The organism is Sphingomonas arantia (genome assembly GCF_042682045.1).
Lineage (GTDB): Bacteria > Pseudomonadota > Alphaproteobacteria > Sphingomonadales > Sphingomonadaceae > Sphingomonas_R > Sphingomonas_R arantia.
Window position 1 is genome coordinate 298,724 of the sequence record NZ_JBHUGS010000001.1, and the last position, 26,325, is coordinate 325,048.

The following is a 26,325-nucleotide window of genomic DNA, read 5'->3' on the forward strand; positions in this document are numbered from 1 at the left end:
AGATGAACGGAGACTGGCGGATGCTCATACGGACGATCGCGGCGCTGATGATGCTGGCGGCGGGCGGGCACGCGGGGGCGGAGACGATCCTGTTCGTGGGCAACAGCTTTACCTACGGCGCCAATTCCGCGGTGCACCGGTATCGTGCGGACAGCGTGACCGACCTGAACGGCGAAGGGGTGGGCGGGGTGCCCGCGCTGTTCAAGACGTTCGCGGACGAGGCCGGGCTGGCCTACACCGTCAGCCTGGAGACGGGGCCGGGCAAGGGGTTGGGCTGGCACTGGCGCGAGCGGCGCGGGCGGATCGACGCCAAGTGGGACCACGTCGTGATGCAGGATTACAGCACGCTGGACGTGGCGCGGCCGGGAGATGCGACTGCGCTGGTCGATCATGCGGCGCGGCTGGCGGGGATGTTCCGCGCGCGCAATGCGAAGGTCGACGTGCGGCTGGCGTCGACCTGGTCGCGGGCGGACGAGACGTACAAGCCGGGCGGGCACTGGTACGGGCGGCCGATTGCGGCGATGGCCGACGATGTGCGGGCCGGGTACGACCGGGCCGGCCGGGCGGCGCGCGCGACGGTGGTGCCGGTGGGGCAGGCCTGGACGCTGGCCATGACGCGTGGGCTGGCGGACCCGAACCCCTATGACGGCACGACGTTCGGGCAGCTCGATCTGTGGTCGTGGGACCAGTATCATGCGAGCAGTGCTGGCTATTATCTGTCCGCGCTGACGATCTTCGGCAGCGTGACGGGGCGTGACCCGATGTCGCTGGGGCGGGGGGAGCGCGCGGCGGCGGACCTGGGGCTGTCGCCGGACCAGGCGGCGGCGTTGCAGCGGGTCGCGCATGACCGGCTGGCTGCGGAACGCTGAGGGCCTGAAGGGCCGTCGGCTTGCGTTCGGGGCGCTGTTCGTCGCAGGAGGGGCGCGCCGCCGCGATCGCGCGAGCGGGGCCAGCGGGAGTATCCTGATCGATGCGCATCACGATCCGCGACGTTTCCGAGGCGGCCGGCGTGTCGTTCAAGACCGTGTCACGCGTGCTGAACAAGGAACGCCATGTCCGCCCCGCGACGCGCGAGCGGGTGGAGGCGGCGATGAAGGCGCTGAATTTCCGGCCGAGCTATGCCGCGCGGGCGCTGGCCGGGGCGCGGTCGTTCCAGATCGCGCTGATCTACGACAATCCCAGCCCTTATTATGTCCACACGATCCAGATGGGGGTGCGGGCGCGCTGCCTGAAGGATCGGATCCGGATGATCGTGCAGCCGTGCGACCTGACGTCGCCGGGGCTGGCGGCGGAGATTGGCGGGTTGATCGACGAGACGCATGTCGACGGGGTGATCCTGGCGCCGCCACTGGGCGATATCGCCGCGGTGACGGACGAGCTGGACCGCCGCGGTGTGGCCTATGTGCGGATCGCGCCGGGAAACCCGACCGCGGCGGAAGAGCGCGTGACGATGGACGATGCGGCGGCGGCGGCGCTGATGATGCGGCACCTGATCGAACTCGGGCATGTGCGGATCGGGTTCGTCAACGGGCCGCTCGACCATGTGTCGGCGCAGCGCCGGCTGGAGGGGTATCGCAGCGCGCTGGCCGAGGCGGGGATCGCGGTGGACGATGCGCTGGTGGTGGCGGGCGGGTTCGATTTCGAGACGGGCGAGGCGGCGGCGGGCGTTCTGCTGGACGGCGCGTCCCCGCCGACCGCGATCTTTGCGGGCAATGACGACATGGCGGCGGGTGCGCTGGCGGCGGCGCATAAGCGCGGGTTCGCGGTGCCGGACGCGCTGTCGATCGCGGGGTTCGACGATATCGACTTGGCGCGCGCGGTGTGGCCACCGCTGACCACGATCCGTCAGCCGATCCATGCGCTGGCCTATGCGGCGGCGGACCTGTTGCTGGATGCGGACGGGGGGGACGCGGCGGGGGCGGTGCCGGATTATGAGCTGGTGGTGCGCGGGTCGACGGGGGTTTGTCGGGTGGGGTGATACGGAACGCCGTTCGGTTCGAGCCTGTCGAGAACTGCGCGAGTTCTCGACAGGTTCGAACCGAACGGTTTTTGGGGGAGCTTCAGGGGTGGTGCGGGAGGCGGCGTTGGCTTCTCGGCTTCGCTCGAAGGGTCCCTCGACTTCGCTCGGGATGGACGGGTTTTGAGACCTCGCGCCCCTCTCAAAGGACCCGGTACGGCACCACGTCGCGGACGTCCGGGTCGATGGCGATAGCGCGGTCGGCGGGGGGGAAGGCGCGTTGGTCGCAGTCGGGGCGGGGGCAGAGGCGGCAGCTGATGCCGATCGGGGTGGGGGTGGCGCCGATGCTGTCGGCGTAGATGAATTCGGCGGCGTGTTCGGCCTCGCAGCCGAGCGCCACAGCGTAGCGGCGGGGGGCGCGGGCGAAGCTGCCGCTGGGTTTGACGAGGCCCTTGGCCATCGAGACGTAGCGGACGCCGTCGGGCGTTTCGGCAAGCTGGACAAGGATGCGGTCGGGGATCGCGACCGCTTCGTGGACGATCCAGAGCGGGCAGGCGCCGCCGAACCGCGCGAATTGGAGGCGGGTGGCGCTGTGCCGCTTGGTGATGTTGCCGGCCATGTCGACGCGGCAGAAGAAGACGGGGATGCCGCGCTGGCCGGGGCGTTGCAGCGTGGACAGGCGGTGGCAGGCCTGTTCGAAGCTGACGTCGAACCGCTGGCAGAGCCGGTCGATATCGTGCCGGGTCGCACGCGCTGCCCGAGCGAAGCGGGCGTAGGGCATCAGCAGCGCGCCCGCGGCATGGTTGGCGAGGCCGATGGCGAGCAGCGGGCGGGCGGCGGGGCTGATGTCCGCGTCCGCCACGATCGCGGCGATGGTGTCGGCCTGTGCGGCGGCGGCGATCTGGTGCGCGAGCAGGAAGCGGCGGCTTTCGTGCGGGAGCGCGCGGTTGAGGGTCAGGGTGCGTGTCGCGGGGTCGTAGCGGCGCATGGGGGCGTCGGTTTGGGGGCTGTGGCGGACCTGGATTTCGAGCGCGGTGAGGTGGGTGATGAGGGCGGCGGTGGTGGGGGTTTCGGGATCGCTTGCCGTGTCGAAGGTGGGCGGGCCGATCAGGTCGTCGGCGGTGCGTTCGGCGGCGCGGTCGAGGGGGTCTACGTAGTTGCCGGCGGCGTGGAACCAGTCGCGGACCTCCTCCCAGGGGAGGCGGGTGGTGGTGGCGAGGCCGGAGGCGGTGGCTTCGTCGGCGATCTGGCGGCGTTCCTCGGCCGCGCGCCAGGCGGCGTGAAGCGCGAGGAAGCGATCGGCCAGCGCGGGCGTCTGTTCGGCGGTGCGGGCGAGGCCTTCGGTGGAACCCAGGGCGGCGAGGACGGGGTCGGCGAACGCGTCGGCGAGCGCGGCGCGGCGGCGGGCGGGGGCGTCGTCGTCGTCCTGCCAGTCGAGCGGGAAGTGGCGGGCGAGTGCGGCGGCGACCGTGGCGGTGACGGGGCGGTCGTCGTTTTCAAGTTGCGAGAGGTAGCTGACGGATACGCCGAGGCGCTGGGCCATGGCGGCCTGGCCGAGCGCGGCTGTGCGGCGGAGGGTCTTGAGGGTCTGGCCTGCGAAGCGGCGGGGGGTGGGCATTTGTTTGTCCTGGCGTTCTGCTGTCCCCCTCCCTTTCAAGGGAGGGGTTGGGGGTGGGTGGTACAGGTCCGCGTTTGCAACGCTGGTGGGATCTGCCCCGCCCGTCGTTACCCACCCCCCGACCCCCTCCCTTGAAAGGGAGGGGGAGAAGAAGGCTTATTCTGCAAACTTGCCCTTCGCAACTTTGCAAGTTCACATTTGCCTGGACGGGCGCAGGGTGGGAGGAGGTGATCCCACAAGGAGACGAGCGTGCTGGCGATCCTGGAACGGTTGGAAGCGAAGCGGGCGGAGGCGCGGGCCGGGGGCGGGCCGGCGCGGGTGGCGGCGCAGCATGCCAAGGGGCGGCTGACGGCACGCGAGCGGCTGGACGTGCTGCTCGACGCCGGGTCGTTCGAGGAGCTGGACGCCTATGTCGAGCATAACTGCGTCGATTTCGGCATGCAGGACCAGGTGTTTCCGGGCGACGGGGTCGTCACCGGATCGGGCACCGTCAACGGCCGGCTGGTGTTCGTGTTCAGTCAGGATTTCACGGTGTTCGGCGGGTCGCTGTCCGAACGCCATGCGCAGAAGATCTGCAAGATCATGGACATGGCGCTGAAGGTCGGTGCGCCGGTGATCGGGCTGAACGACAGCGGCGGCGCGCGCATCCAGGAGGGCGTCGCGTCGCTCGGCGGCTATGCCGAGGTGTTCCAGCGCAACGTACTGGCATCGGGCGTGGTGCCGCAGATCTCCGTCATCATGGGGCCATGCGCGGGCGGTGCTGTGTACTCGCCCGCGATGACCGACTTCATCTTCATGGTGAAGGATTCGAGTTACATGTTCGTCACGGGCCCCGAGGTGGTGAAGACCGTCACCAACGAAGTGGTCTCCCAAGAGGAACTGGGTGGTGCCGTGACGCACTCCACGAAGTCCGGCGTGGCCGATGTAGCGTTCGAGAATGATATCGAGACGCTGCTCGCCACGCGGGACTTCGTGGATTTCCTGCCCGCGTCGAACCGGGCCGAGCCGCCGGTGCGGCCGACGACCGACCCGTGGGACCGGCTGGAGCCGGCGCTCGACACGCTGATCCCCGACAGTTCGAACAAGCCGTACGACATGCGCGAGCTGATCGCGCGCGTGGTGGACGAGGGTGATTTCTTCGAGACGCAGCCGACCCATGCGGGCAATATCCTGACCGGGTTCGGGCGGGTCGAGGGACGCACGGTGGGGATCGTCGCGAACCAGCCGATGGTGCTGGCCGGCGTGCTCGACATCAACTCATCCAAGAAGGCCGCGCGGTTCGTGCGGTTCTGCGACGCGTTCGGCATCCCCATCCTGACGTTCGTCGACGTGCCGGGGTTCCTGCCGGGCGTGGCGCAGGAGCATAACGGGATCATCAAGCACGGTGCCAAGCTGCTGTTCGCCTATGCCGAGGCGACGGTGCCGAAGATCACGATCATCACGCGCAAGGCCTATGGCGGCGCGTACGACGTGATGGCGTCGAAGCATCTGCGGGGCGACCTGAACTATGCGTGGCCGACCGCGGAGATCGCGGTGATGGGGGCGAAGGGCGCGGTCGAGATCATCTTTCGCCGCGAGGCCGGCGACCCGGCGAAGATCGCGGAGCGGACCGCGGAATATGAGGCGCGGTTTGCCAACCCGTTCGTGGCGGCGTCCAAGGGCTTCATCGACGAGGTGATCATGCCGCATTCGACACGGCGGCGGGTGGCGCTGGGCCTGCGCAAGCTGCGCGGCAAGGTGCTGGAGAATCCCTGGAAGAAGCATGACAATATTCCGCTTTGAGGCCGCTGATGCTGTGGGGATGACGTCATGACGATCGGCCGGTTGAACCATGTCGGGATCGCGACGCCATCGATCGAGGCGTCGCTGGCGGTGTATCGCGACGTGCTCGGCGCGGCGGTTGGGGAGCCGTTCGATCTGGGATCGCAGGGGGTGCGGGTGTGCTTCGTGGACCTGCCCAATACGCAGATCGAGTTGATCGAGCCGTTGGGGGAGGCGTCGCCGATCCATGGGTTTCTGGCCAAGAACCCCGCGGGCGGGCAGCATCATGTGTGTTTCGAGGTGGACGATATCGCGGCGGCGGTCGTGGAGATGAGCGCCAAGGGGACGCGGGTGCTGGGGGCGCCGCGGATCGGGGCGCATGGGACCTTGGTGGTGTTTTTGCATCCGAAGGACATGGGCGGGGTTCTGGTGGAGTTGATGGAAGCGCCGGTGGGGGCGGGGCATTGATGAGAATTGCCAACTCTAGTCCCGTCCATGCCGAGCGCAGTCGAGGCACGCACGCCGAGCGTAGCCGAGGCGTTGGCTTCTCGACTGCGCTCGAAGGGTCCCTCGACTTCGCTCGGGATGGACGGATGGGTTTGGGAGTGACGCTGTGACCGAATATGGCACCATCCGATACGCGCTCGAGGAGGCGGTCGCGACGATCACGCTGGCGCGGGCGGAGCGGTTGAATGCGATCGTGCCGGAGATGCTGGCGGAGCTGAGTGCGGCGTTGGTCCGCGCGGTGGACGAGGGTGCGCGCGCGGTGCTGATCGCGGGCGAGGGGCGGGCCTTCTGTTCGGGGGCGGACCTGGTCGCGCGGAGCGAGGCGGGGCTGCCGGCCGATCTGGGGCAGATGCTGGAGACGCATTATAATCCGCTGGCGGTGCAGCTGGCCGAACTGCCGATCCCGGTGGTGACGGCGGTGCAGGGTGCGGCGGCGGGGGCGGGCTGTTCGCTCGCGCTGCACGGGGATTTCGTGGTGGCGGGGCGGTCGGCCTATTTCCTGCTGGCGTTCGTCAATATCGGGCTGGTGCCGGATTTCGGCGCGACCTGGCTGGTGGCGAAGGCGGCGGGGCGGGCGAAGGCGCTGGAGATGATGCTACTGGGCGAGCGGGTGCCGGCGGAGTTGGCGTTGGAGTGGGGGTTGGTTCACCGGGTTGTCGAGGATGAGGCTTTGCTGGTGGAGGCGCGGGCGCTGGCCGTCAGGCTGGCGGCGGGGCCGACGCGGGCGATGGGGATGATCCGGCGGGCCGTGGCCGGGGCTCTGACGGCGCCGTTGGTGGATGTGTTGGCGCGGGAGGCGGTGGACCAGCGGGCGGCTGGGCGGACTGCGGATTTTGCGGAGGGTGTGATGGCTTTCGTGGGGAAGCGCAAAGCGGAGTTTTCGGGGCGATGACGATGGTTCAAGCACGACAGGCCCCCCTCCCTTTTAAGGGAGGGGCTGGGGGTGGGTGGTGCAATGCTGTTGGGATTCCCCACGCACGTCGCCCCCACCCCCCGACCCCCTCCCCTGAAGGGGAGGGGGGGCGATGAGCTCGACTGTCGAGCCCATTCTTCCGGGCGAAGATCCGGGTGTTCCGCTTAAGGAATCGGTGCAGCCGGAGCCTAAGGCGGACCCGACGCGGGCCGATTGGGAGCGCGCCGCCGCCAAGGAGGTGAAGGGGCGCGATCTCGACTGGCGGACGCCGGAGGGGATCGTGGTGAAGCCACTTTATACCGCCGAGGACGTCGTGGGAATCGAGCCCGGGTTGCCGGGGTTCGCGCCGTTTACGCGTGGGGTGCGGGCGTCGATGTATGCGGGGCGGCCGTGGACGATCCGGCAATATGCGGGGTTCTCGACCGCGGAAGCGTCCAACGCCTTTTACCGCCGCAACCTGGCGGCGGGGCAGAAGGGGTTGTCGGTCGCGTTCGATCTGGCGACGCATCGCGGCTATGACAGCGATCATCCGCGCGTCACCGGGGACGTCGGCAAGGCGGGTGTGGCGATCGATACGATCGACGATATGAAGATCCTGTTCGACGGCATCCCGCTCGACAAGATGTCGGTCAGCATGACGATGAACGGCGCGGTGATCCCGATCCTGGCGTTCTTCATCGTGGCGGGCGAGGAGCAGGGCGTGCCGCAGCACCTGCTCGACGGGACGATCCAGAACGACATCCTGAAGGAGTTCATGGTCCGCAACACGTATATCTATCCGCCCGAACCGAGCATGCGGATCATCGCGGACATCATCGGATACACGTCGGCGCACATGCCGAAGTTCAACAGCATCTCGATCTCCGGCTATCACATGCAGGAAGCCGGGGCGACGCAGGTGCAGGAGCTGGCGTTCACGATCGCCGACGGGATGGAATATGCGCGCGCCGCCATCGCGCGCGGGCAAGACATCGATGCGTTTGCGGGCCGGCTGTCGTTCTTCTTCGCGATCGGCATGAACTTCTTCATGGAGGTGTCGAAGCTGCGTGCCGCGCGGACGCTGTGGTACCGCGTGATGACCGAGCTGGGCGCGAAGGACGAGCGGTCCAAGATGCTGCGCACGCATTGCCAGACGAGCGGCGTGTCGCTGACCGAGCAGGACCCGTACAACAATGTGATCCGCACGACCGTGGAGGCGATGGCGGCCGCGTTCGGGGGGACGCAGTCGCTCCACACCAACGCGCTGGACGAGGCGATCGCGCTGCCGACCGATTTCTCCGCGCGGATTGCGCGCAATACGCAGATCGTGCTGCAGGAGGAGACCGGGATCACGAAGGTCGTCGATCCACTGGGCGGCTCCTATTATGTCGAGGCGCTGACCAAGCAGCTGCACGACGAGGCGTGGGCGATCATCGAGGAGGTCGAGGCGCTGGGCGGCATGACCAAGGCGGTCGCGAGCGGCATGCCCAAGCGGCGGATCGAGGAGGCGGCGGCCGGTTTCGCCGCGCGCGTCGACCGCGGCGAGGCGGTGATCGTCGGTGTGAACAAATATACGCTGCCCGATCAGGACCCGATCGACATCCTGGACGTCGACAATGTCGCGGTGCGCGAGGCGCAGGTGGCGCGGATCGCGCGCGTGAAGGCCGGGCGTGACGAGGCGGCTTGTGCGGCGACCTTGGCGGCGTTGACCGAGGGGGCGGGTGGCGACGCGAATCTGCTCGCGCTGGCGGTCGATTGCGCGCGGGCGCGGGCGACGCTGGGCGAGATTTCGGCGGCGATGGAGACGGTGTTCGGGCGGTACGGAACGCAGCCGACGCCGGTGTCGGGCATCTATGGCGGCGCATATGATGGCGACGCGGCGTGGGACGGGTTGAAGGACGGCGTGTCGTCGATCGCGCGGCGCAAGGGGCGGAGCCCAAGGATGCTGGTCGCCAAGATGGGGCAGGACGGGCATGACCGCGGTGCGAACCTGGTGTCGTCCGCGTTCGGCGACCTGGGGTTCGAGATCGTCGCCGGGCCGCTGTTCCAGACACCGCGCGAGGCGGCCGAGTTGGCGATCGCGCGCGACGTGGACGTGGTGGGCGCATCGAGCCTGGCGGCCGGGCACAAGACGCTGATCCCCGAGCTGATCGGCCACCTGCGCGAGGCGGGGCGGAGCGACATCAAGGTGATCGCGGGCGGAGTGATCCCGGCGCAGGATTATCAGATCCTGCGCGATGCGGGGGTGCAGGGGATCTTCGGGCCGGGTACCAACCTGGTGGACGCAGCATCGCAGGTGTTGCAGTTGCTGGGGCACAATGTGCCGCCGGTGGGTGTGGAGTGAGTGACGTGATGGACAGTCTTTTGAAGGTGCTTAACCCCTTTACGAAGGACGAGCCGGAGGCGGGGACTGCCTCGGCGACCGGTATTTCGGCTGTAGGGAGCCCCCACCCCCCGGCCCCCTCCCCTGAACGGGAGGGGGAGCAGAAGCAGGTCAGCCACGCGGAGATCGCGGCGTTGTTCGATCTGCCGTTCATGGATTTGATGTTCCAAGCGCAGCAGGTGCATCGGGCGCATCATGACGCGAACCGGGTGCAGCTTTCGACGCTGCTTTCGATCAAGACCGGGGGTTGTGCGGAGAATTGCGGTTATTGTTCGCAGTCGGCTTCGTTCGAGACGGGGCTGAAGGCGTCCAAGCTGATGGATCACGACGCGGTGGTGGCGTCGGCGCGCGAGGCGAAGGCGGCGGGGTCCGAGCGGTTCTGCATGGGGGCCGCGTGGCGGAGCCCGAAGGAGCGCGACATGCCGGCGCTGACCGCAATGGTGGCGGAAGTGAAGGCGCTGGGGCTGGAGACGTGCATGACGCTGGGCATGCTCGACCGGAGCCAAGCGGAGCGGCTGGCGGACGCGGGGCTCGATTACTACAACCATAATCTCGACAGCGGGCCGGAGTTCTACGGCGAGGTCGTGACGACGCGGACCTATGGCGACCGGCTCGATACGCTGGAGAATGTCCGCGCATCGGGCATGGCGGTGTGCTGCGGCGGCATCCTGGGGATGGGCGAGAGCCGCGCGGACCGGGTCGATTTCCTGCATGCGCTGGCGACGTTGCCGAAGCACCCGGAAAGCGTGCCGCTGAACGCGCTGGTGCCGATCGCGGGGACGCCGATCGGCGACCGGATGATCGCGGGCGGCGAAACGCGGATCGACGATATCGAATTCGTCCGCACGGTGGCGGTGGCGCGCATCCTGATGCCGACGTCGAGCGTGCGGTTGTCCGCCGGGCGGGAGAGCATGAGCCAGGCGTGTCAGGCGCTGTGTTTCCTGGCGGGCGCGAACTCGATCTTCACGGGTGACCGGTTGCTGACGACGGGCAATGCCGGCGGCGATGCGGACGGCGCGCTGTTCGCCGCGCTGGGGCTGAGCCCGATGGGCGCGGTGTCGTGATCGCTGTCTCGGTCGCGTTGCTGATCGCGCAGGGCGGCGTGCCGGGTGCGGAGACGTTGCGGGCGCATCCGCCAGTGGTCTCCGCGCCCGCCAGTACGCCGGTTGCGCCAGTTCGGGTCGCGATCGATCCGGGGGCGGCAGTGACGCTGTTCAAGACATTGTGCCTGCCGAACCTGACGGATGCCGATGCATTTGCGGCGGCGGTGGCGGCGTCGGACCTGAAGTTCGCGAGCGTGCCGCGACGCGATACGGGGCCGGGGCAGACGTGGCGGGCAGACCGCGCGCTGGTGACCTACGGCCAGGCGCGTGACGGGGCGATGCGCTGCACCGTGCTGGGCCGCGCGGCGGCGAGCGTCGATCATCTGAACCTGTCGGCTCGCGTGGCGGAGGCGCTCGTGCTCAAGACCGGGCGGACGCGGTCGGGCAAGGGACAGCCGGTGACCGACTGGTCGGCGGCCGGGCCCGACGGGCGCGCGGTGCGGATTTCGGCGGGAACGCGCAATGCGGCGGATGGCGGGACCGATATCCGGTTGTCGGCGGCGTTGGCGAAGTAGCGAAGCGGTGACCGTTCCCCGGCGCAGGCGGGGGCCTGGACGCCACCGTTTCACCTAGGCCCCGGCCTGCGCCGGGGCACATATAGAGCCCTCAGGAGAGGACCAGCATGTTCGAGAAGATCCTGATCGCCAATCGCGGCGAGATCGCGTGCCGGGTGATCCGCACGGCGCGCGCGATGGGTATCGCGACGGTGGCGGTCTATTCCGATGCGGATGCGCGCAGTCCGCATGTCCTGATGGCGGACCAGTCGGTGCGGCTGGGACCACCGCCGGCGTCGGACAGCTATCTGCTTGCCGACGCGATCCTGCTCGCGGCCAAAGAGACCGGCGCGCAGGCGGTGCATCCGGGATACGGGTTCCTGTCGGAGCGGGAGTCGTTCGCGCGACTGCTGGCCGAGAACGACATCGCGTTCATCGGGCCGCCGCCGGGGGCGATCGCGGCGATGGGCGACAAGATCGAATCGAAAAAGCTGGCGCGTGCGGCGGGCGTGTCGGTGGTGCCGGGCTTCATCGGCGAGATCCGCGATACCGATCATGCGGTCGAGATCGCCGGCGGCATCGGTTACCCGGTGATGATGAAGGCGTCGGCCGGCGGCGGCGGCAAGGGGATGCGGCTGGCGTGGAGCGAGCGTGACGTGCGCGAGGGGTTCGACGCGACGAAGCGCGAGGGGCTGGCGAGTTTCGGCGACGACCGGGTGTTCATCGAGAAGTTCGTCGAGAGCCCGCGCCATATCGAGATCCAGCTGCTCGGCGACCAGCATGGCAACCTCGTCTATCTGGGCGAGCGTGAATGTTCGGTGCAGCGGCGCCACCAGAAAGTGGTCGAGGAAGCGCCGTCGCCGTTCGTGACGCCCGAGATGCGCCGCGCGATGGGCGAACAGGCCGTCGAACTGGCGCGCGCGGTCGGCTATTTCAGCGCGGGGACGGTCGAGTTCATCGCGGGGGCGGACCGCAGTTTCTATTTCCTCGAAATGAATACGCGGTTGCAGGTGGAGCATCCCGTCACCGAATATGTGACGGGACTGGACCTGGTCGAACAGATGATCCGGGTGGCGGCGGGGGAGCGGCTGAGTTTCGGGCAGGACGATGTGCGGCTGGACGGCTGGGCGGTGGAGACGCGGGTCTATGCCGAAGATCCGTATCGCGGGTTCCTGCCCTCGACCGGGCGGCTGGTGCGCTATCGCCCGCCGGCGGTGTCCGCCGATGTGCGCGTGGACGACGGGGTGGTCGAGGGGTCGGACATTTCGATGTTCTACGACCCCATGATCGCCAAGCTGATCACGCACGGGCCGGACCGTATCGCGGCGATCGATGCGCAGGTGGCGGCGCTCGATCGGTTCGAGATCGACGGGATCGGGCACAATGTCGATTTCCTGTCCGCGCTGATGCAGCATCCGCGGTTCCGGTCGGGCGAGATCACGACGGGGTTCATCGCGGAGGAATATCCCGACGGGTTCGGAGGCGCGCCGGCCGATACGGCGCTGGTCACGCGGCTGGCTGCGGTGGCGGGGCTGATCGCGAGCGCGGATGCTGCGCGTGCCGGTCGGATCAGCGGGCAGTTGAACGGTGGCCCGGACGAGGTCTCCGCCTGGGTCGCGACGATCGACGGCGTGGCGCACGACGTGGCGATCGAGGGCGAGCAGGTGACGGTGGACGGCACCGCGCTGGTGGTCGATGCGCCTTATGTGTCCGGGCAGCGACTGGTGGAGGCGACGATCGACGGGGAGCCGCTGGCGATCCGCGTGGTGCGCAAAGGGACGCAGTGGCGGTTCACGACGCGCGGCGCGAGCCACCGGGTGAGCGTGCTGCGGCCGGAGATCGCGGCGCTGTCGTGGCACATGATCGAGAAGGTGCCGCCGGACCTGAGCCGGTTCCTGCTGTGCCCGATGCCGGGCCTCATCACCGCGGTGCATGTGGCGGCGGGCGACCGGGTCGAGGCGGGTCAGCCGCTGGCGGTGGTCGAGGCGATGAAGATGGAGAACATCCTACGCGCGGAGAAGGCCGGGACCGTGGCGCGTGTGGATGCGGAACCGGGCGACAGCCTGGCGGTCGACGCGGTGATCATGGAATTCGAATAAGGGTTCGCGGCGTCCCGGACCAGCCGGGACGCCGCGAAATCAGCCGGTCTTAGCGACCGCGCAGCGTGTTGAGCAGAGCGATGCCGACGACGCCGACCAGTGCGGCCGTCGCGAACGGGCGCTGCTTGGCAAAGCCCTTCGCCTTGTCGGCGAGCGGTGCGACATTCCCGGAGATCGCATCACGTGCGGCGCCGACGCCCTGCTGGACCTTGCCGGTCACCTGGTCGGCCACGCCGCTGGACTGAAGCGAGCGGTCGCCGGTCAGGTCGCCTGCGGCTTCCTTGAACTTGCCGCCGATTTCGTTGCCGTCGCCCTTGAGAGTCGTGATGCTCATGAGAATGTCCTTTCGTCTGTCGGCTCCGTGATGGGAGCATGGACTGTCGCAACGTCCGAATCGCGTTCGGTTTCCAATTTCATTTCGGTCATGGCAAGATCGGCAGCCAGCCGGGCCGCGGCGGCGGGTGCGATATCGACGATATCGGGGCGGTGGAGGCCGCGTGCGCCGGCCGTATCGACGCGCACGGTGACGAGGTCGAGCCGGCGTTGCAGCCAGGTGCGCGACAGGGTGACGGCCTGCACCGCGTCGCGCGGGACGGTCCATTCGCGCCGCGCCAGCACGCCGTGCGCGACCTGGAGACTGTCGCCGACCAGCGCGTAACGGTGATGGCGGCGGGCGAGCAGTGCGGCCCCGACGGGGATGGGGAGGAGCAGCAGGCCGAACAATGCGGGCGGGAAGACGATGCCGGCGGCAAGGATTGCCACGAGCGGGAGGCCGGCGTGGATCAGCGTGCTGCGCAGGACATGGCCGGGCGCGACGGGGCGCAAGGGCTGCGGATCGAAGGCGGGGAGGCCGGCGGCGGTGACGATCGCGGCGATTTCGGGTGGGCGGGCGAAGGGGGCCATGTCCTGGCGCCCGCCGGCGTCGTTGCTGCCACCGAGCGTCTGGAAGCGAAGCGAGGCCCATCCGAGCCGGCCGGAGACGGGGCCGCGTTCGACCAAAGCGAGCTGGATGCGCGCGATGCCGACCACGACCTCGGTCCGGGTCAGCAGCCCGCGGACGCGGCGGAAGCGACCGTCGGCAAGCGTCAGCCGGAAGCCGTACTGGGTCAGCACCGTGCGGATGAAGCCCGCGACCACGCCCGCGGCGAGGACCGCGAGCAAGGTGGCGGCGACGGTGAGCAGCGATACCCAGTGCGCCGCGAGATCGGGGGCAGCGCCGATGGTGCGGCGGATGTCGTCGCGGTCGAAATCGATGAAGCCGTCGATCGCCTGGAACGCAGCGCCGATCGCGGCGAGCCAGACGAGCGAGAACCCGAACGCGCCCATCTGCGCGAGGCGGCGGGCGTCCATGGCGAAGATGGTGCGTTCCGGGGCGGGCTGAGGCAGGTCGGGCGCGGCGGCGCTGCGTGGGCTGCGGAGGAGCGCGCGGATGCGTTCGGCCTCGGCCAGCGAGACGGCGTCGAGCACGCCTTCGTCGGTTTCGCCGGCGCCGGTTTCCAGCCGGACGGTGGCGACGCCGAACAGGCGGGCGAGCGGGCGGCGCTCGATCGAAACGTCCTGGATGCGGTCGAGTGGGATCGAGCGGCGGTTGGTGGTGAGGATGCCCTGCGTGATGGTGATGTCGTCCGCGCCGATCGCGTAGGTGAACGACCGCCAGCGGAGCCAGAGCGCGCCGAGGCTGACGGCCGCGGCGGCCAGCGCCAGCAAGGCCAGCCAGACCCGGCCGGTGGCCGACATCGTTGCGATCAGCGGGATGCCGAACACCATCGACGGCAGCTTGCGGACCGCCATCAGCGCGACGCTGCGCGGGTCGAGCCGGCGGGGCGTGGCGGCGGTCGGCGTGTCGGGCGTCATGTCAGGCCGGGGGTGAGGCGGGCGCGGATCGTGTCGCGGATCGATTCGGCATCGGCGCGCGCCAGGCCGGGAACGGTGACGCGGCTGTGATCGGTGCCCGCGGTGTGCAGGACGAGCGTGGCGACGCCGTAGCGCCGCTCGACCGGGCCCTGCGCCAGATCGATATGCTGGACGCGTGCGACGGGGACGATGGTGTGGACCTGCGTCAGCCAGCCCGAGGCGACGTGCAGTTCCTGCTTCGTGAAGGCGTGTGACCAGCGTTGCCATGTCCGGCGCGGGGCGAGCAGGATCAGCCACGCGGCGGCGAGCAACGCGAGGGTCGCGACGATGCCGGAGGGGAGGTCGTTGGCGAACAGCGCGACCTCCGCGATGCCGGCGGCGACGAGCAATACTGCGGCGTTGGCGATGCCGCGGACGCGCAGGACGGCGACCTGACGCGGGTCGAGCGGGAGCATCGGCGGAAGGGCGGCGATCGGCATGGCGCATCCTGGCGCAGCGGTGGGGGCGGCGACAAGCGAAATGGTCCGATCGACACCGTTCGCCGGGCGGGTTAGGGCTGCGTCGCCAGGACCGCCCATGCGCGCGGGCCGGTGGAGCGGATGCCGGACTCTCTTTGACGCCGATCCGGGGCTGACCGCCATGACGACGACACCGCTGACGACGCCGAACCGCCGCACCCGCGTGCGTGCCGAACGCGGGACGGCGCACAGCCTGGTCGAGGACGGCTATGCGCTGGTCGTCGGGTGCATCCTGCTGGTGCTGGGGCTGGTGCTGCTGCACGCGGCGGGGCTGGTGACCGGCGGGATTGCGGGGGTCGCGCTGCTGGTGTCGTATCTGGTGCCGTGGCCGGTGGGGGTGCTGTTCACGGTGATCAACATCCCGTTCTTCCTGTTCGCGCACCGCGTGATGGGCGCGCGGTTCGCGGTGAAGACTGTGCTGGTGAATGTCGGGATCGCGGCGATTTCGGCCGCGGCCAAGCTGTCGCTGACGATCGCGGACGTGCATCCCATGTTCGCGGCGCTGGTGGGGGGCACGGTGATCGGGATGGGAATCCTGTCGCTCGCGCGGCACGATGCGGGTGTGGGCGGGACCGGGGTGATCACGCTTTGGTTGCAGCGGCGGCGCGGGTGGAATGCGGGGCGGACGCAGATCGCGATCGACGTGCTGATCCTGGCGGCGGCGGTGCCGGTGGTGAGCGTGGAGCGGTTGGGGTGGTCCGCGCTGAGTGCGGCGGCGATCAGCCTGGTGCTGATCGCGTGGCATCGGCCGGATCGGTATGTGGGGCGGTGACTTCAGGCGTTTCGCTCGGGGTTAGGTTGTTCCCCTCTCCCAACCCTCTCCCCGGAGGGGAGAGGGTTTTTTGGGTGCGCTGCGTGACTGACTCCCTCTCCCCTCGGGGAGAGGGTTGGGGAGAGGGGGAGTGGCTTGGGGTGACCCTTATCGCGTTGCGGGCAACCTGATCTCCGCCAGCAAACCCCCGCCCGCGGCCTCGCCCAGCGTCAGTGTGCCGCCATGGCCTTCGGCGATGCTGCGGGCGATGGCGAGGCCGAGGCCGGTGCCGCCGGTGTCGCGGTTGCGGGAGGAGTCGTGGCGCTGGAAGGGTTGCATCATGCGGGCGCGGTCGGCCGGCGGGATGCCGGGGCCGTCGTCGGCGATGCTGACGATCACGGCGTCGGCGGTGGCGGAGACCGACAGTGTCGCGGTGGTGGCGTAGGCGAGCGCGTTGTCGACGAGGTTGCGGACCGCGCGGCGGAGCAGGACGGGTTGCACGTCGGCGATGGCGCGCGGGCCGGGGGTGAAGGCGACCGCGCGGCCCATGTCGCGGTAGTCCTCGACCAATGCCTCGACCAGGGCGGCGACGTCCATGCGGCGGGCGTCCTCGCGCACCCGGCCGGTGCGGGCGAGGACGAGGATGTCCTCGAGCATGGCGGTCGATTCGTCGATCGTGGCGATCGCGGCGGCGCGTTCGTCGGCGGGGTCCATCCCCTCGATCCGGATGCGGAGCGAGGCGAGCGGAGTGCGCAGGTCGTGGCCGATCGCGCCAAGCATGCGGTCCTTTTCGTCGAGCAACGCCACGACGCGCGCGTTCATCGCGTTAAATGCTACGATGGCGTGGCGCAGATCGTCCGGCCCGCGGACCGGCACCGCGACCGGATCGCCGCGCCCGCCGAACGCATCGGCCGCGCGGGTGAGATCGCGCAACGGGCGGGCGAGCCGCATCGCGATGCCGATGCTGGCACCGAGCACGATCAGGTAGAGCAGCAGCGTGGCGGCGCCCAGCCGGATGCCGAGCCGCGGATCGCGCGGCGGGGTGATGATCCGGGCGGTCAGCCAGCGCCCCTCGCGCCCGCGGACGGCGAGGATCAGCAGCTGGCGTTCGGCGGACTCCGGCGCACGCGCGCGGTTCGCGCCGGGGATCCGGGCGGGCGCGGGGGCCGCGGTGATCGCGGCACGGACCGCGGCGGGGCGGGTGTCGAGATCGGCGAGCGCTTCGACCAGTCGCGCCTCGACCGCGGCGTTGCGGGCGAGGGAAGGAACGCCGCTGTCCGCCGACCAGGCGAAGCGGGCGCCGCGGTGCGAGGCGTCGGCGAGGAGCGCGGCGCGGAATTCGGGGGCGGCGGTGGCGAGATCGGCCGCGACGCCGGCGAACCGGTCGATCGCGGGCCCTTGGTTCTGCGCGAGCGTGAGTTTCTGCCGCTCGTTCAGGATGAGCGCGAAATTCGCGATTTGCGCCACGAGCAACGCGAGGCCGAGCAGCAGCGCCATCTGGCCGCCGAGGCTGCGCGGCAGGAAGCGAATCATATCCGGCGCACGTCGGCGGCGAGCATGTAGCCGCCGCCGCGGACCGTCTTGATCAGGCGCGGGTCGGCGGGGTCGAGCTCCAGCTTGCGGCGCAGGCGGCTGATATGGTTGTCGATGCTGCGTTCGAACGCGGCGAGTTCGCGGCCCTGGCTGAGATCGAGCAGCTGATCGCGGGTCAGCACGCGGCGCGGGTGCGTGACGAAGGCGTGGAGGAGGTTGTATTCGCCGGTCGACAGCGGGGCGGCGACCCCGGCCTCGTCGACCAGTTCGCGGTCGCCAGTGCGCAGGACCCAGGGGCCGAATGCGAAGCCGTCCGCATCGGGCGCGTGGACGGTCGCGGTGCCGCCGGATGCGGTGCGGCGCAGGACAGCCTTGATCCGGGCGAGCAGTTCGCGCGGGGAGAAGGGTTTCGTCACATAATCGTCCGCGCCGATCTCCAGCCCCAGGATGCGGTCGACCTCCTCCGCGCGGGCGGTGAGCAGGATGACCGGGATCTGCGTGGTGGCGCGCAGGAAGCCGGCGAGCGACAGCCCGTCCTCGCCCGGCATCATGATGTCGAGCAGGACGAGGTCGATCGCATGGACGGCGAGGACGGCGCGCGCGGCGGCGGCGCTTTCCGCCTTGGTGACGCGCATCCCCTCGCGCCCGAGATACGCGGCGAGCGGATCGCGGATGTCGCGCGCATCGTCGACCAGCAGGATATGGGGTTCGTCCGACATGGGGGCAGCCTAGCAAGTCCGGCGGGCATGGCGAAGCCCCGGGGTCGGATAGACCCCGGGACTGTGCCGATCCGCTGGCTTAACGGATCACGTTGGCGGAGACCGCGGCGATGATGCCGCTGGTGATGCCGATCAGGACGGCGTCATTGCCCGACTGGACCCAGCGGTAGCCGCGCGGTGCCGCGCTCAGGCGGTACTGACGGGGCGTCTGGATGACGCGGTAGTTGCGCGCGTAGCGGCTTTCGAAGCGCTGACCCTTGGCCCAGCGGCGGTCCTTCTGCGGCGTGGCGCGGCGATCCTGGCGGACGACGGTCTTCTTGACGACCACGGTGCGACGCTGGTCGCGCTGTTCGACGCGGCCGCGGCCGTCATTCTGCTGGTAGGGGGCGGCAGCAACCGGGCCGGTTGCGATGGTGGCGGCGAGCAGTGCGATGATGAACTTCTTCATGGTGTGTCTCCCTTTCAAGGTCGACGCCGATCCCGTCGGCGTTGATTGGAATATGGAGCACCATGGTCGCAGCGATATCCCGGTGGACGGGGAATCGTGTCGCAGTTTGTATCAGCGCGAATCAGGTTGACCGATGCGGCACAAAAAAAGGGCCGGCGCGAAGGCCAGCCCGTAAGTCTTAGGAGAGGATGCCTGAAAGGCCTATCCCTTGTGCGGTGCAGCAGCCGATCCGGCAAGTGCATTTTTGGTAATGCAACATGTCGGTAGCGCAATCATCGCGATCGCGCGGGCGGCCGGACCGGACGTGCCGTCCAGTGGGTGGCGTGGGTGGAGCGAGGCGGCGGTTCGGGGTAGAGACCCGCATGCGCCGTACCCCGACCCTGATCATCAACCCGTTGCGCGATCCGACCGTTGCGGGCGGCACCGCGCAGATGCCGATGCTGAGCTGTTACCGCGCCTGTTACGATGCGCGCGCGTTCGTGGTGTGCCTTACGGCGGGGGCGGATGCGAAGCTGGGGATCGGGCCGGCGGGGGCGATGTCGCATACGGTGCGATCGCGGATCGAGCGGGTGGCGACGCGGGTGGCGGCCACGATGCCGGAGCAGGGGCAGCATGCGATCATATTGGATGCGGGGGATTTGTAGGGTCTGAGGGCGCTTGCGGGTTGGCGCCCCTCGGCTTGGCTCGGGGGAGGTGCCTCGACTTCGCTCGGCATGGACGGTTCTGAGCGAGGTTCTATCCCAGTTCCGTTTGGTTCGAGCCTGTCGAGAACTCTGCGCGGGGTTCTCGACAGGCTCGAACCAAACGGGGTGGGTGTTTGATAGTGAGTGTTCGGGTGAGTTGAGTTCTGCCCCGTCCCCCCGGGCGTCTGGGGGAGAGCGCGAGCGCTCCATCCCCCAGCTGCGGCATCGCCGTTGCCGGTCATGCCGGCGGCCCCGCTCCGAGTTATACTTGTTCGGTCGAGCTGCAGAGCGGTTCCGATAGCCCAAGCCGAATCATAAAAAAAGGGCCGACCCGAAGGCCAGCCCGTAAGTTTTAGGAGAGGATGCCTGAAAGGCACACTCTTTGTGCAGTGCAGCAGGCTTTCGCGCAAGTGCATTTTTACAATTCACGGATACGCTGGACGCAATCGTAAGGCTCAGGCCTTGCGCGCGGTGGCGACATAGTCGTCGATCGCGGTGGACAGGACGGTGAGCGGGACGGCGCCGGCGCGGATGACCGCGTCGTTGAAATCGCGCACGTCGTAGCGGGGCCCCAGCGCCGTCTTCGCCTTGTCGCGCAGGCGGACGATCTCGGTATGGCCGACCTTGTAGCCGCAGGCCTGGCCGGGCGAGGCGCAGTAGCGGTCGACCTCGCTGGTGCAGGCGGCGCGGGCGCGGCCGGTGCTGGTGGTGAGATAGTCGATCGCCTGGGTGCGGGTCCAGCGCTTGGCATGGAGGCCGGTGTCGGTGACGAGCCGCGACGCGCGGAAGCGCAGCGCCTGGTACATGCCGAGCCGCCCGAACGGGTCGTCCGCGTAGAAGCCGAGTTCGTCGACGAGCTGTTCCGAATAGAGCGCCCAGCCCTCGGTATAGGCGTTGAAGCCCATCAGCGACCCGATCAGCGGCACGTCGTCGCGATGTTCGGCCACATAGGCGCCCTGCCAGGTGTGGCCCGGCAGCCCTTCATGCGCGGACAGCGAGGGGATGGTGAAGCGCGGCCAGTTCCCCATGTCCTTGAGATTGATGTAGTAAATCGCCGGGCGCGAGCCGTCGAGCGAGGCGAAGTTCATGTAGCCGAGCGCGGCGCCCGCCTCGATATCCTTCGGCACGCGCTTGACCTGGAGGTCGGCGCGCATCGTCATGCGCGACACGCGGGGCAGGAGCGCGCGGAGCTTGGCGATCTGTTCGTTCACATAGGCGATCGCCTGGCCGCGGCCGGCATCGGTGTTGGGGAACAGCTGTTTCGGATCGCGGGTGAGGGCGGCCAGCCGTTCGCCGACGGAGCCCTGCGTCAGGCCCTGCGATTTGAGAACCGCCTCCATCCGCCCGTCGAGATCGCGGCCCTGGTCGAGCCCCATCTTGTGGATCGCGTCGGGGGTCAGGTCCGTGCTGGTCGCGTATTGCAGCAGCCAGGCATAGTAGGCGTCGCCCTGCGGCAGTTTCCAGGCGCCGGCGTCGGACGTGGCCTTCGTGCGGATCGCGGTAAGCGCCGCGATCTGGCGGTCGAGCGCCGGGTAGACGCTGGTCGACACGATCTTGGTCGCACGGGCGGCCCAGTCGCCGGGGATGGCTTTTTCGGTCGTGCGGCGGGTGAGCGAGGTGACCATGCGCGCCTGTGCTGCCGGAACCGCGCGCAGTTCGCGGAGCTGGCCGAGCGCGGTGTCGAGCAGGAAGTCGGGCGGGATCACGCCCAAGCCGGCGTCGTGGCGCGCCTGTTCGGTTTCCTGGTTCAACGCGGTGGGGAAGGCGGTGAGGCGTGCGAGATAGGCGTCGGCATCGGCACGGTTTTCGACGCGGTGGACCGAGTCGAGGAATTCGGGGATGCTCTGGTACGCGCCGTCCTGCTGGCTGATGACATAGGGGTTGCCGCCGCCGAGCACGCCGACGCCGCCATAAGCGAAGTTTGCGCCGGCCGCGCCGTTGGCGAGTTCGTAGGCGGCGGAATCGTAGAGCAGCCGGTCGTGCGGGGAGAGTGCGGCGCGGTCGATCCCGGCGAGGATGCGGCGGTAGCGCGCGATGTCGGTCTGCACCCTGGCGCGGGCGGCGGCGGAGCGATCAGACAGCTGGCTGCGCGCGGCGGCACGGGGGCCGCTGTCGAGGCCGAGATAGCTCGCGGTTTCAGGCGAGGTGTCGAGGATGGCGTTGGCAATGGCATCGAGCCCTGTGCCGAGCCGCGGGTCGATCGCGGCGAGGGCGCGACCACTGGCGGACAGGAGCCCCGCGGCGGCGGTCGACAGGACAAAGGCACGGCGGTCGAGGATCATTCGGGCGCTCCGATCAGACGAAGCGTGGAGACTACATGCCAAGGTGGGGAGCGCTAGAGGTTTTCGTTGGCGAGGTCTCGCGTCCGGGTCCCGGCCAGCGCCGGGGAACTCATGCCGTAGAACGGGCCGCTACCGGTGGGTAGCGGCCCGGATCGGGTCAGTCGGGAAGGCCGAAATTCTTCGGCTTGCCGAAATCGACCGCGGCGCCCTGCGCGCCCATGCCGCCTTGGTGGCTGGCGTCGGCATCGTCGACGGCGCTGGCCATCGCACGACGGCGACGCAGTTCGATGCGCTGTTCCTCGGTCAGGTTCGGATCGCCCGCCTCGTTACCGTTCGGGCCACCGGCTGCTGCACCGGCGACGGAGGCGTGGTTTTCGAGATTATCATCGGCCATCGTCATTCTCCTTCCCCGGTTGAACGACGTGCGCCGCAAGCCGTTCCCGAGCGCCGGTCTCAGGCGAGTGTCCACTCCGGCAAAGCGATCTTTTCGATGACCAGTTCGATCTCGTAGGCTCCGTCCGAATGCCGGTCCGGGCCGATCGCATAGTTGAAGTCGGTGTCGTTTTCGCGGAGATGACGGATGCGGAAGCTGTTGACGGCCAGCGCCTGTTCGAAGCTCGCGACCAGCGACGCGGAGGTGTACATCCGCTTGTGATCCTCGTTGAAGCGCGACGGCAGGGAGGCGCGCTTCTCGTACAGTGCCATGTGCGGCACCATGCAGACGATGAAGCCGCCGACCTTCAGCACGCGGTGCCAGTCGCGGATCACGGCCAGATCCTCCGCGATATGTTCGAGGCAGTGGCTGGAGAACACGGTGCCGATGCTGCCGTCGTCGAACGGCAGGCGGGTGCCGTCATAGCCCGGATAGTTGAGGTCGACGCCGATCGCATCGGGAAGCGCGGTGAGATTGTCGGGGTTGTCGTAGCCGCTGTAGCCGACGTCGAGCACGATCCCGTTGGTGCAGTAACGATCGAGGAAGCCCGACCGGACGCGCTGCCGGTAGGATCGGCCCGCCTCGCCCGGGGGGGCGTAATCGAGCGGGAAGGACCCCGAACTGTTGGCGTTGACGATCCAGTCCGCCAGGAACGTCTCGCACTGGGTCCGCCGACCTTCGCGGAACTCCGTCCCTTCGAGGAACGCGTTCAGGACGTCCGGTTCGGTCGCGCCGCGATGTAGCCGGTCGCAGAAGCCGTCGAACCCGCTGTTATCCGGTTCCCGGCCGAGCACGTCGCGGTACAGGGCAGTCACGAAATCCGCGACGGTCCGATCGCCGGGGGTCTGGGTCGTCATCGGGCTAACCTGTCCTGGCTCTGATCATTTGCCCACGGCACTAAGCGCGGCACCGGATGAAGGCCAGATCATTTCGAGGCGGAGCGTGCCGCGGACCGGCCGGTGCGTCGCGAATGATGGCGATATCCAAGGCTGCGTCCCGGCGGCTCCGTCCTGATCCCTGACGACTTGTTCGAAGGGGATCGACACCGTGCGCCTGCTGCTTGCCTCAACCGCAATTCTCGCTTTGTCCGTGGCCGCGTCGGCCGGGGCGCAGACCGTTATCGATACCAGGCAGACGACGGCGGTGCGGACTGCGACCGCGCGCGGCGGGGCGGCGGACAATGTCAGCATCGCGGCGGCCGGGTCGGTCACGCCGGCCAGCGGCAATGCGGTGACGATCGACAGCGACAACAGTGTGACGAACGCGGGCACGATCCAGGTGACGGGCGCGAACGATGCGAACGGAATCCTGGCGCAGGCGGGGGTGCGCGGGGGGATCACCAACACGGGCAAAATCATCGTCGACGAGGCCTATACGGCGACCGACGGCGACACGGACGGGGACCTGGACGGGCCGTTCGCGCAAGGGGCGCGGCGGGCGGGCATCCGCACGGCGGGGGCGTTCACCGGCGCGATCGCGCATAGCGGCGAGATCATGGTCGAGGGGCAGGATTCCACGGGGATCGTGCTGGGTGGTCCGCTGACCGGGGCGTTCACGACGGGCGGGACGACGAGCGTCACGGGCGATCGGTCGACGGGTGTCCAGTTGCAGGCAGTGACCGGTGCGGTGACGCTGGGCGGGACGATCACCGCGCTGGGCCAGGGCGCGGTGGGTGCGCGGTTGAACGGTGATGTCACCGGCGCGGTGGTGATCGAGGGCGCGATCGCGGCGACCGGATACCGCTATACCGCGCCGCCGGCCGGGGCGAAGCTGGATGCGGACGACCTGTTGCAGGGCGGGTCGGCGCTGATCGTCGGTGGCAATGTGACCGGTGGCGTGACGTTGTCGAACACGAGCGGCAAGGCGGCGGATGTGACGGCCTATGGCGGCGCGCCGGCGATGCTGGTCGGATCGGCGACGCGCGCGGTGACGATCGGCCCGGTGGCGGGGACGACACCCGGGCCGGGGCTGGTCCTGAATGGCAGGGTAACGGGCAGCGGGCTGTATAGCGGGATTGCGGCGACCGGGTTGCAGGTCGGCGGGCTGGGCGGTGCGGTGACGATCGCCAACGGGATTTCGGTCGGCGGGACGGTGCAGGCCGGTGCGGTCGCAGCGGACGCGACGGCGATCCGGATCGGGGCTGGAGCGCAGACGCCGGTGATCCAGGTGACGGGCAGCGTCGCCGCGACGGGCGGCACGGGCGCGCAGGCGATCGCGGTGCTGATCGACACCGGTGCCGCGGTGCCCACGGTGCGCAACAGCGGCGCCATCGTGGCGACGGCGGGAAATGCGGCGGGGGCGGCGACCGCGATCCTCGACCGGACGGGCGGCGTGACGCTGGTCGAGAATGCGGGGTCGATCACCGCGTCGGGGGCGGATGCGATCCGCAATGTTGCGATCGACCTGTCCACGAACAGCGGCGGCACGACGGTGAAGCAAATTGCGGGGGCGAGCGGTGCGGCGGCGCCGACGATCACCGGCGCGATCCGGTTCGGGAGCGGGAACGACACGCTGGACATCGGTGCGGGCACCGTCACGGGCGACGTGGCGTTCGGCGCGGGCAGCAACCGGCTGACCATGGCGGGCGCGAGCAGCTATTCCGGCAAGGCGACGTTCGGCAGCGGGGCGGACTCGCTGGCGATCGGCGGGACCGCGCGGTTCGGCGGGACGGCGGATTTCGCCGGGGGCGGACAGGACGTGCTGACCATCGCGGACAAGGGCGTATTCGCGGGCAAGCTGGCCAATGCCGGCGCGGTCGCCGTGACGGTCGCGGCGGGCGGCGGGACATTCGCGGTGGACGGCGGGGCGCGCATCGGATCGCTGACGTTGGGGACCGGATCGATCCTGTCGGTCGCGTTGGACAAGGCGAACCCGACCGCGAACCTGATCCAGGTTGGCGGGGCGACGACGATCGGCGCGGACAGCAAGCTGGCGCTGCGCGTGACGGGCGGGGCCGATATTGCGGGGCGCTATGTCGTGTTGCAGTCGGGCACGCTGAGCGGCACGAACAACCTGTCGCTGGCCGATCAGTCGGTGCCGTTCCTGTACAAAAGTGCGATCGTCGCGACGTTGCCGAACGAGATTGCGGTCGACGTGACGCGCAAGGCCAAGACCGAGCTGGGGTTCAACCGGGCGCAGGCCAGCGCGTTCGATTCGATCGATGCGGCGCTGGGCGGCGATGCGAAGGTCGCCGCCGCCGTGCGCGGGCTGTACGATGGCGCGGCGTTCCGTGCGGCGGTCGATCAGATGCTGCCCAACTACGCCGGCGGCGTGTTCGAGAGCGTGACGCTGGCGTCGCGCGCGGTGGCCGGGCCGGCGAGCGATCCGCTGGGGTCGTATCTGGCGGAAGGGCCGTGGGGTATGACGTTCACGCCGGTCGGTTGGGACGCATCGAAGGCGACGCGCGGCACGACCAGCTACGATGTGCGGGGCTGGGGCCTGAGCGGCGGGGTCGAGCACCGGACGTCGATCGGGAATTTCGGCGTGACGATCGCGTATCTGAGCGGCCGCGATACGGAGGGCGTTGCGGTGAACCGCGTCGACCACGACCAGTATGAACTGGCCGGATCATGGCGCGGGCGCTGGGGTGGGTTCGCGGCCAGTGCGCGCGGATCGGCGGCGTTCGTTTCGTTCGATTCGGTGCGGCAGTTCGAGGGGACGGTCGGGACCGAGACGGTGACGCGGCGCGCGAACGGGGATTGGAACGGCACGCTGTACACCGGATCGGGGACGCTGTCGTACGAGCATCGGGTCGGGCGGATCACGCTGCGCCCCATGCTGGCGATCGATTATTACCGGTTGAACGAAGACGCCTATGTCGAGAGCGGCGGCGACAAGGCGTTCGACCTGACGGTGCGCGAGCGGCGCAGCGACGAACTGGCCGGCACGGCGAGCGTCGCGGCCGGGCTGAACTTCGGCGGCAACAACCGGTTCGACCAGTGGAGCCGGATCGAGGTGGAGGGCGGCCGCCGCCAGCATCTGGCCGGCGCGCTCGGCCGCACGACCGCCAGTTTCGGCAGCGGGACCGCGTTCACGCTGGACCCGGAAGCACGCGACAGCGGCTGGATGGGTAAGGTGCGCGCGATCACCGGGGCGCCGGAGGTGCGGCTGAGCGGCGAAGTGGGGGCGGAGCAGCGGCTGGGCGATGTCGCGCTGTCCGCCCGCGCGGCGTTGCAGATCGCGTTGTAGGACGGGCGCATGGCCGCGGCCGTCCTTCATACCGGGCACTATCCCGATCGCGGCCGATCGGTTAGGCGGGCGGCTCACTTCCCTGTTCGACCGGTCATAGTC

Annotated in this window: 22 protein-coding genes; 12 read left to right on the top strand and 10 right to left on the bottom strand. The window is 69.2% G+C overall.

The features are described from left to right. Nucleotides 1-2: 2 nt before the first annotated feature. Nucleotides 3-869, top strand: coding sequence for a PEP-CTERM sorting domain-containing protein (locus ACFSGX_RS01465; RefSeq protein ID WP_380926933.1), 867 nt, complete (start codon nucleotides 3-5; stop codon nucleotides 867-869). Nucleotides 870-970: 101 nt separating this feature from the next. Further along, nucleotides 971-1,978 (top strand): LacI family DNA-binding transcriptional regulator, encoded by a 1,008-nt coding sequence (locus ACFSGX_RS01470; protein ID WP_380926934.1) that lies wholly within the window; start codon nucleotides 971-973, stop codon nucleotides 1,976-1,978. A 181-nt stretch (nucleotides 1,979-2,159) separates the two neighbouring features. On the opposite strand, the gene ACFSGX_RS01475 is transcribed toward ACFSGX_RS01470, so the two are convergent. Further along, nucleotides 2,160-3,575, bottom strand: coding sequence for a helix-turn-helix domain-containing protein (locus ACFSGX_RS01475; protein WP_380926936.1), 1,416 nt, complete (start codon nucleotides 3,573-3,575; stop codon nucleotides 2,160-2,162). Between the two features lie 249 nt (nucleotides 3,576-3,824). Here ACFSGX_RS01475 and ACFSGX_RS01480 point away from each other — a divergent pair, with 249 nt between their 5' ends. The 7 genes from ACFSGX_RS01480 to ACFSGX_RS01510 all read left to right on the top strand — a co-directional run bounded on the left by ACFSGX_RS01480 (nucleotide 3,825) and on the right by ACFSGX_RS01510 (nucleotide 12,814). After that, complete coding sequence (locus ACFSGX_RS01480) at nucleotides 3,825-5,357, top strand: acyl-CoA carboxylase subunit beta (RefSeq protein ID WP_380926937.1); 1,533 nt, start codon at nucleotides 3,825-3,827, stop codon at nucleotides 5,355-5,357. 27 nt (nucleotides 5,358-5,384) lie between these two features. Further along, a complete protein-coding gene (gene mce / locus ACFSGX_RS01485) occupies nucleotides 5,385-5,804 on the top strand; it encodes a methylmalonyl-CoA epimerase (protein ID WP_380926939.1) in 420 nt (139 codons plus the stop codon). A 145-nt stretch (nucleotides 5,805-5,949) separates the two neighbouring features. Continuing rightward, nucleotides 5,950-6,735 carry an enoyl-CoA hydratase-related protein gene (locus tag ACFSGX_RS01490; RefSeq protein WP_380926941.1) on the top strand — a complete coding sequence of 262 codons (786 nt, stop codon included), beginning with the start codon at nucleotides 5,950-5,952 and terminating at the stop codon, nucleotides 6,733-6,735. Between the two features lie 133 nt (nucleotides 6,736-6,868). Further along, complete coding sequence (gene scpA, locus ACFSGX_RS01495; protein WP_380926943.1) at nucleotides 6,869-9,079, top strand: methylmalonyl-CoA mutase; 2,211 nt, start codon at nucleotides 6,869-6,871, stop codon at nucleotides 9,077-9,079. Nucleotides 9,080-9,087: 8 nt separating this feature from the next. Beyond that, nucleotides 9,088-10,182 (top strand): biotin synthase BioB, encoded by a 1,095-nt coding sequence (gene bioB / locus ACFSGX_RS01500; protein WP_380928195.1) that lies wholly within the window; start codon nucleotides 9,088-9,090, stop codon nucleotides 10,180-10,182. Next, entirely contained in the window at nucleotides 10,179-10,736 is a 558-nt protein-coding gene (locus ACFSGX_RS01505; protein WP_380926945.1) for a hypothetical protein, read from the top strand. Before bioB ends, ACFSGX_RS01505 begins: the two co-directional genes overlap by 4 nt. A gap of 107 nt (nucleotides 10,737-10,843) precedes the next feature. Then, a complete protein-coding gene (locus tag ACFSGX_RS01510) occupies nucleotides 10,844-12,814 on the top strand; it encodes an ATP-binding protein (protein ID WP_380926947.1) in 1,971 nt (656 codons plus the stop codon). A 49-nt stretch (nucleotides 12,815-12,863) separates the two neighbouring features. Here the strand turns inward: ACFSGX_RS01510 and ACFSGX_RS01515 are convergent, their stop codons facing one another. The 3 genes from ACFSGX_RS01515 to ACFSGX_RS01525 are packed head-to-tail and all read right to left on the bottom strand — an operon-like array spanning nucleotide 12,864 to nucleotide 15,147. Further along, the gene (locus tag ACFSGX_RS01515; protein ID WP_157174694.1) at nucleotides 12,864-13,148 is read right to left on the bottom strand and encodes a CsbD family protein; all 285 of its coding nucleotides are present in this window, start codon (nucleotides 13,146-13,148) and stop codon (nucleotides 12,864-12,866) included. Continuing rightward, nucleotides 13,145-14,668 (bottom strand): PH domain-containing protein, encoded by a 1,524-nt coding sequence (locus ACFSGX_RS01520; RefSeq protein WP_380926949.1) that lies wholly within the window; start codon nucleotides 14,666-14,668, stop codon nucleotides 13,145-13,147. Before ACFSGX_RS01520 ends, ACFSGX_RS01515 begins: the two co-directional genes overlap by 4 nt. Further along, nucleotides 14,665-15,147 carry a PH domain-containing protein gene (locus ACFSGX_RS01525; RefSeq protein WP_380926950.1) on the bottom strand — a complete coding sequence of 161 codons (483 nt, stop codon included), beginning with the start codon at nucleotides 15,145-15,147 and terminating at the stop codon, nucleotides 14,665-14,667. The genes ACFSGX_RS01520 and ACFSGX_RS01525 overlap by 4 nt, the downstream gene beginning before the upstream one ends. Nucleotides 15,148-15,307: 160 nt before the next feature. Between ACFSGX_RS01525 and ACFSGX_RS01530 the strand changes: the two genes are divergently transcribed. After that, nucleotides 15,308-15,958, top strand: a complete 651-nt coding sequence (locus ACFSGX_RS01530; RefSeq protein WP_380926951.1) for a YitT family protein — start codon at nucleotides 15,308-15,310, stop codon at nucleotides 15,956-15,958. Nucleotides 15,959-16,105: 147 nt separating this feature from the next. Here the strand turns inward: ACFSGX_RS01530 and ACFSGX_RS01535 are convergent, their stop codons facing one another. From ACFSGX_RS01535 to ACFSGX_RS01545, 3 genes are all read right to left on the bottom strand, one after another. Next, entirely contained in the window at nucleotides 16,106-17,470 is a 1,365-nt protein-coding gene (locus tag ACFSGX_RS01535) for a HAMP domain-containing sensor histidine kinase (RefSeq protein WP_380926952.1), read from the bottom strand. Continuing rightward, on the bottom strand, nucleotides 17,467-18,189 hold the full coding sequence (locus tag ACFSGX_RS01540) for a response regulator (protein ID WP_380926954.1): 723 nt from the start codon (nucleotides 18,187-18,189) through the stop codon (nucleotides 17,467-17,469). The genes ACFSGX_RS01535 and ACFSGX_RS01540 overlap by 4 nt, the downstream gene beginning before the upstream one ends. 79 nt (nucleotides 18,190-18,268) lie before the next feature. Further along, on the bottom strand, nucleotides 18,269-18,637 hold the full coding sequence (locus ACFSGX_RS01545) for an RcnB family protein (RefSeq protein WP_380926956.1): 369 nt from the start codon (nucleotides 18,635-18,637) through the stop codon (nucleotides 18,269-18,271). 362 nt (nucleotides 18,638-18,999) lie between these two features. Here ACFSGX_RS01545 and ACFSGX_RS01550 point away from each other — a divergent pair, with 362 nt between their 5' ends. Beyond that, on the top strand, nucleotides 19,000-19,281 hold the full coding sequence (locus ACFSGX_RS01550) for a hypothetical protein (protein WP_380926958.1): 282 nt from the start codon (nucleotides 19,000-19,002) through the stop codon (nucleotides 19,279-19,281). 494 nt (nucleotides 19,282-19,775) lie between these two features. Here the strand turns inward: ACFSGX_RS01550 and ACFSGX_RS01555 are convergent, their stop codons facing one another. The 3 genes from ACFSGX_RS01555 to ACFSGX_RS01565 form a co-directional block, all read right to left on the bottom strand. Beyond that, nucleotides 19,776-21,602 carry a DUF885 domain-containing protein gene (locus ACFSGX_RS01555; protein ID WP_380926959.1) on the bottom strand — a complete coding sequence of 609 codons (1,827 nt, stop codon included), beginning with the start codon at nucleotides 21,600-21,602 and terminating at the stop codon, nucleotides 19,776-19,778. 157 nt (nucleotides 21,603-21,759) lie between these two features. Further along, the gene (locus tag ACFSGX_RS01560; protein WP_157174702.1) at nucleotides 21,760-21,996 is read right to left on the bottom strand and encodes a hypothetical protein; all 237 of its coding nucleotides are present in this window, start codon (nucleotides 21,994-21,996) and stop codon (nucleotides 21,760-21,762) included. Between the two features lie 59 nt (nucleotides 21,997-22,055). After that, the gene (locus ACFSGX_RS01565) at nucleotides 22,056-22,892 is read right to left on the bottom strand and encodes a DUF4214 domain-containing protein (protein WP_380926961.1); all 837 of its coding nucleotides are present in this window, start codon (nucleotides 22,890-22,892) and stop codon (nucleotides 22,056-22,058) included. A gap of 190 nt (nucleotides 22,893-23,082) precedes the next feature. On the opposite strand from ACFSGX_RS01565, the gene ACFSGX_RS01570 reads away from it, so the two are divergent. Next, on the top strand, nucleotides 23,083-26,223 hold the full coding sequence (locus ACFSGX_RS01570; protein WP_380926963.1) for an autotransporter outer membrane beta-barrel domain-containing protein: 3,141 nt from the start codon (nucleotides 23,083-23,085) through the stop codon (nucleotides 26,221-26,223). Nucleotides 26,224-26,325 lie beyond the last annotated feature (102 nt).